This is a genomic window from Candidatus Atribacteria bacterium (assembly GCA_011056645.1).
Taxonomy (GTDB): Bacteria; Atribacterota; Phoenicimicrobiia; order Phoenicimicrobiales; family Phoenicimicrobiaceae; genus Sediminicultor; species Sediminicultor quartus.
Map to the genome: position 1 here is coordinate 1 of DSEL01000056.1, position 5,542 is coordinate 5,542.

Sequence of the window (5,542 nt, forward strand, 5' to 3'; positions counted from 1 at the left end):
AAATATATCTATATAAGCATTGTTGGTGTGATTGGCAAAATGACCTGAGATCAAAGAAGTTTCTATTAATTGAACCATAGAAAAGCCAGCAACTCTTTCATCCTCGCCAAAATTTACCACCTGCGTTTCTCCGAATTGCTTCATTTTAATTAATTCACAAAGTTCATCGACATATCTCTTGATAGCCTTAGCATCTCTTATAGTCTCGGGATTACAATCATAAAGATCAACATTAGTTAATAATCCCCAAGCGTTGGTCTCAAAAAATTCTTTCTTTATCTTGCTCATTTTTCCGATACCTCCGGTTTATGTAAAAGTTTAACGGGAAAATCTAAAATACCTCTTTTTACTTCGGTAACCGAGATTGAACCCGCTTCTAACTCTTCTTTAAGAAAATCCAATGCTTTTTCACTTTGAATTTCATTTCCACAGGTAAAAATATCTAAAGCACAATAGCCATATTCAGGCCAAGTGTGAATGGAAAAATGTGATTCGGAAATTACTACTACCCCACTTACTCCATGAGGAGAGAATTTATGGAAGGTCGAATTTAAAGCAGTTGCTCCTGAAACCTTTACTGCTTCTACTAGAAGTTTCTCTATTTTTACGACATTGTTAATAGAGATGATATTGCAATTATAAAGTTCTACTAATAAATGATTCCCCAAGTAGTTCATTCATTAACTTCGCGATATATGACGATATATCGCCCCCCCTTCTTTAAAAAATTTACTGCCCCTATCAACTCTTCTCATGATATTTCGCAGTATTTAAAAATCATTAAAATACAAAAGATAATATATCAAAATCTCTCAAATTAATCAACATATTTTAACAATATTTTTTCATTTTTTTTTATAAAAAAACAAGAAGAGAGCAACAGTGTATTGAACCGGTCTATTTTTCTTCTTCTTTAAATATTTATCTTAAAAAAAATTGTTAGTTTTGATAATCTTATTCCTTAAATACTCTGCTAAATATTGAATCTATATTTTTTAAATAATTCTGATAATCAAAGCATTCTTCTATCTCTGATTTTGTTAGATATTGACCTACTTCATGGTCTCTTAATAAAAGTTCTTTAAACTCTATCTGGCCTTGCCAGACTTTCATAGAAATTCCTTGCACTATCCTGTATGCTTCCTCTCGAGAAAGATCTTTTTCGGTAAGTCTTAACATCACCTTCTGTGAAAAGATTAGTCCTTTGGTTTTTCCTAAATTTTCCTTCATTCGTTCGGGATATACATTTAGATTAGCTACAAGTTGAGTAAATTTTTGTAACATATAATCAACAAGAATATTACTATCGGGGAGAATAATTCGCTCAGCAGAAGAATGGGAAATGTCTCTCTCATGCCACAGGTTAATATTTTCCAAACCCGTTAAGGCATTCGCTCTAACTACTCGAGAAAGTCCACAAATTCTTTCACAAATTATGGGATTTCTCTTATGTGGCATAGCTGAAGAACCCTTCTGCCCGAAGGAAAATTTTTCTTCCACTTCGTAAATTTCAGTCCTCTGCAATCCCCTTATTTCAGTGGAAAACTTTTCCAAAGAACTGGCAATTACTGCTAGGGTAGCTAAATAATAGGCATGCCGATCTCTTTGAATAATTTGATTAGAAATCTTTGCCGGTGTCAGATGTAATTTTGTGCAAACATATTCCTCCACCGAAAGATCAATATGAGCAAAAGTTCCTACTGCCCCCGATATCTTACCGTAACTTACTTCTTCCTTCGCTCTCTTCATCCTCTCCAAATTTCTTTCCATTTCGGAGAACCATAAGGCTATTTTAAAACCAAAGGTGATCGGTTCAGCATGAACACCATGCGTTCTGCCCATCATTAGAGAATACTTGTGCTGCAAAGCCTTTTCTTTTAAAGCATTGAGTAAATGATCAATATCTTCCAAAATTATTTCAGCTGATTGCTTCAACATTAAGGCTAAAGAAGTATCTAATATATCGGAAGAGGTTAATCCTTGATGGAAATAACGGGAATACTCTCCCAAGTTTTCTCCCACAGCAGTTGTAAAGGCTAGAACATCATGTCGCGTTACTTTTTCTATTTCCTGAATACGGCCTATAGAATATCTGGCATTTTTTCGGATATTTTCTATTGCTTCTCGATTTATCTTTCCCAATTCAAATAAAGCTTCACAAACTAAAAGTTCTATTCTTAGCCAACTTTTATATTTACTCTCCTCTTCCCAGATTTTTTTCATCACCGGAAGAGAGTATCTATCAATCATTATTTCCACCTCTCTATTAATTCACCAATTTACCGATTAGCCAATTCACTAAATGAACAATTGACCGAATAAATTAATTAATTAGTTGGTTTTAATGCAAGTTTACATCTCTATTAGGATAATCAGCCGGTTTATTTATCTAACAATCATTTTAACATTTTTTCTATTTATTTAAATATTTTTTCTCGAATAATAGTCTGACTTCTTTTAGGACCCACTGATACGATAACTACTTTTGTCTTTACCAATTCTTCTATTCGCATAATATAATCCTTTAATTGCCGGGGAAGGTCTTCATATTTAGTTACCTGAGAAATATCTTCTTTCCACCCTGGCATCTCTTCATAAATGGGGATACAATTTTGTAAGATCTCTAAATTAACCGGAAATTCTTTTATTATTTCCTCATCGTATTTGTAAGAAGTGCATATTTTGATCTGTTCAAAATCACTCAGTACATCGATCTTGGTGAGAACCATATTGTCCAGCCCATTAATTCTGACAGCGTATTTTACTAATACCGCATCGAACCATCCACATCTTCTGGGTCTTCCGGTAGTGGCTCCGAATTCTCCACCTCTTTGGCGGGTATATTCTTCCAATTCTCCTTGCATCTCTGTGGGAAAGGGACCCTTTCCTACTCGTGTAGTATAAGCTTTGGTTATTCCCATCACTTTGTCTATCTTGGTAGGACCTACACCCGCTCCAATGCAAGCCCCCCCGGCTATGGGGTTAGAGGAGGTTACATAAGGAAAAGTGCCATGGTCAATATCTAAAAGAGTCCCTTGAGCGCCTTCAAATATTATTTTTTTATTTTCATTAATTGCTTGATTTAGGTATAAGGAACCATCTATTACGTATTTTTTTAGCAGTTGGCCATATTGTATATATCTTTTTAAAATATCCCGTTTTTCTTGAGCAGATATTCTAATACCGTATAAACTTTCGAAAATATTTCCTTTTTCGTTTAAATTTTTCTTTAATTTTTTTACCAAAAACTTTTCATCGATCAAATCAATCATTCTTATTCCAGAACGAGCGATCTTATCTACGTAGGCAGGACCAATGCCTCTTTTAGTGGTACCTATCTTATCTTTCCCTCTTTTCATTTCTTTTATTTCATCCAACCTTTTATGATAAGGCAAAACTACATGGGCTTTAAAATCTATGAATAGGTTACCATCGATTTCTATATTTTTTTTCTTTAAGCTTTCTATTTCCTGCAACAAAGATTCCGGATCTATTACCACTCCGCTGCCAATAAGACACTTTACTCCTTCATGTAAGATACCAGAGGGTATCAAATGAAAGATAAATTGTTTATCTCCCATTACTACCGTATGACCGGCATTACAACCTCCTTGATATCTAATAATAATGTCTGCTTCTTCAGAAAGCAAATCAGTTATTTTTCCCTTTCCTTCGTCTCCCCATTGAGATCCAACTACTACTAATGTAGACATTGTTTTTAATACTCATCCTTTCGTATTTTTTGGATATTTACCGATTAACCAATTGACCGATTAATCGATTAACCAATTTACCAATTAATATCAAATAACAAGATGCAAGATACAAAAAGAGGTGGGAATCTGGTACTAAGAGGTTGGCTGATAATTCTATATTTCTTTCCTTTTTCTTAACTCGAACCTATCTGTTCGATATTTAATACTATTTTTACTCCCATTCAATGGTTGCAGGTGGCTTGGAGCTGATATCGTAAACCACACGATTAATGCCTTTTACCTCATTGATAATTCTATTGGATATCTTGCCTAATATCTTGTAAGAAATTTTTGCCCAATCAGCCGTCATGCCATCACTACTATTTACAATCCTTAAGGCGAGGACAAAATCATAAGTTCGAAGATCTCCCATTACGCCTACCGTCTTTATCGGAAGTAGAATACCAAAAGATTGCCAGATCTTATGGTATAAATGATTCTTTTTTATTTCCTGCTTAATTACCTCATCCGCTTCTCTTAAAGTATCCAACTTTTCTTGATCGACACTACCCACTACTCTTATAGATAATCCCGGTCCAGGGAAAGGCTGCCGCCAGATTACTTTTTCAGAAAATCCTAACTTTTTCGCTACTTGTCTTACTTCATCCTTAAACAAATATTTTAAAGGTTCCAAAACTTTCAGCTTCATTTCCCGGGGTAATCCACCTACATTATGATGAGATTTAATCTTTGAAGAAGGACCTTGCAGGGAAATACTCTCTATTACATCGGGATAGAGAGTTCCTTGCAATAAATAATCTACTTTACCGATTTCTTTGGCCTTTTCCTCAAATACTCGTATAAATTCCTTCCCCACTACCTTTCTCTTGGTCTCCGGGTCACTTACACCTTTCAGTCTCTTTAAAAATCTCTCAGAAGCATTAATATAGATTAAATCTATTTTAAAATTATCCTTAAATTTTTCTTGTACTTCTTCTGCTTCTCCCTTTCTTAACAAACCATTATTAATAAAGATACAATAAAGTTGATTGCCAATAGCCTTGTGGGTTAATACTGCCGCCACTAATGAATCTATTCCTCCGCTTACCCCGGCTATTACTTTATCATTGCCAACCTTTTCTTTAATCTCTTTTATTGATTGTTCGATGAATGACCCTAGATCCCAACTTAGCTTACACTGACATATCCTATAGAGAAAATTTTCGAATACTTTTTTCCCTAAGGGAGTATGGGTAACTTCGGGGTGAAATTGGACTCCATAAATTTTTTTCTCTCTATTGACCATAGCGGCAACTCTGGTATTTTCACTATGAGCGATAGCCTGAAAATTTGGAGGAAGATCTTCTACTAAATCTTGATGACTCATCCAAGCATTGGTAGTTTTAGGGAATCCATAAAAAAGATCCTCTTGATTATCCAGAATAATATTCACCCTTCCATATTCCGCCTGAGAGGTTCTTACTACATTGCCTCCTGAAAATTGAGCAATCAATTGGCTGCCATAACAAATTCCCAACATGGGTATCCCCAATTCAAAGATTTTTTTATCGCACATTGGCGCTTGAACTTCATATACGCTTGCTGGTCCACCGGAGAGGATAATTCCTTTAGGCGGTTCCTTTCGCAGGCTATCCAGCTCAACACCATAAGGAATTATTTCCGAATATATTTTGGCTTCTCTTATCCGTCTGGCTATTAGCTGGGTATATTGTGAACCAAAATCTAAGATAGCAATCCATTCTTTACTTTTTTCTTTTTGCAATTAGATTCCTCCGGTTTATCTTTATTTATTTCTACAGTATAGGTTATCTATATTTACAATATAC

The 5,542-nt window shown here is 34.8% G+C and carries 5 protein-coding genes; all 5 read right to left on the minus strand.

What is annotated here, in order from left to right; translation table 11 throughout:
* A partial coding sequence (locus tag ENO17_01995; protein HER23817.1) for an S-adenosylmethionine decarboxylase occupies positions 1 to 288 on the minus strand: 288 nt, incomplete at its 3' end.
* A complete protein-coding gene (locus ENO17_02000) occupies positions 285 to 677 on the minus strand; it encodes an S-adenosylmethionine decarboxylase proenzyme (GenBank protein ID HER23818.1) in 393 nt (130 codons plus the stop codon). The genes ENO17_01995 and ENO17_02000, both read right to left, overlap by 4 nt.
* Before the next feature lie 277 nt (positions 678 to 954).
* Positions 955 to 2,250: an adenylosuccinate lyase gene (locus ENO17_02005; GenBank protein ID HER23819.1), complete on the minus strand. Its 1,296-nt coding sequence runs from the start codon at positions 2,248 to 2,250 to the stop codon at positions 955 to 957.
* A gap of 167 nt (positions 2,251 to 2,417) precedes the next feature.
* A complete protein-coding gene (locus tag ENO17_02010) occupies positions 2,418 to 3,713 on the minus strand; it encodes an adenylosuccinate synthase (protein ID HER23820.1) in 1,296 nt (431 codons plus the stop codon).
* 214 nt (positions 3,714 to 3,927) lie between these two features.
* Positions 3,928 to 5,478 (minus strand): glutamine-hydrolyzing GMP synthase, encoded by a 1,551-nt coding sequence (gene guaA / locus ENO17_02015; GenBank protein HER23821.1) that lies wholly within the window; start codon positions 5,476 to 5,478, stop codon positions 3,928 to 3,930.
* Positions 5,479 to 5,542 lie beyond the last annotated feature (64 nt).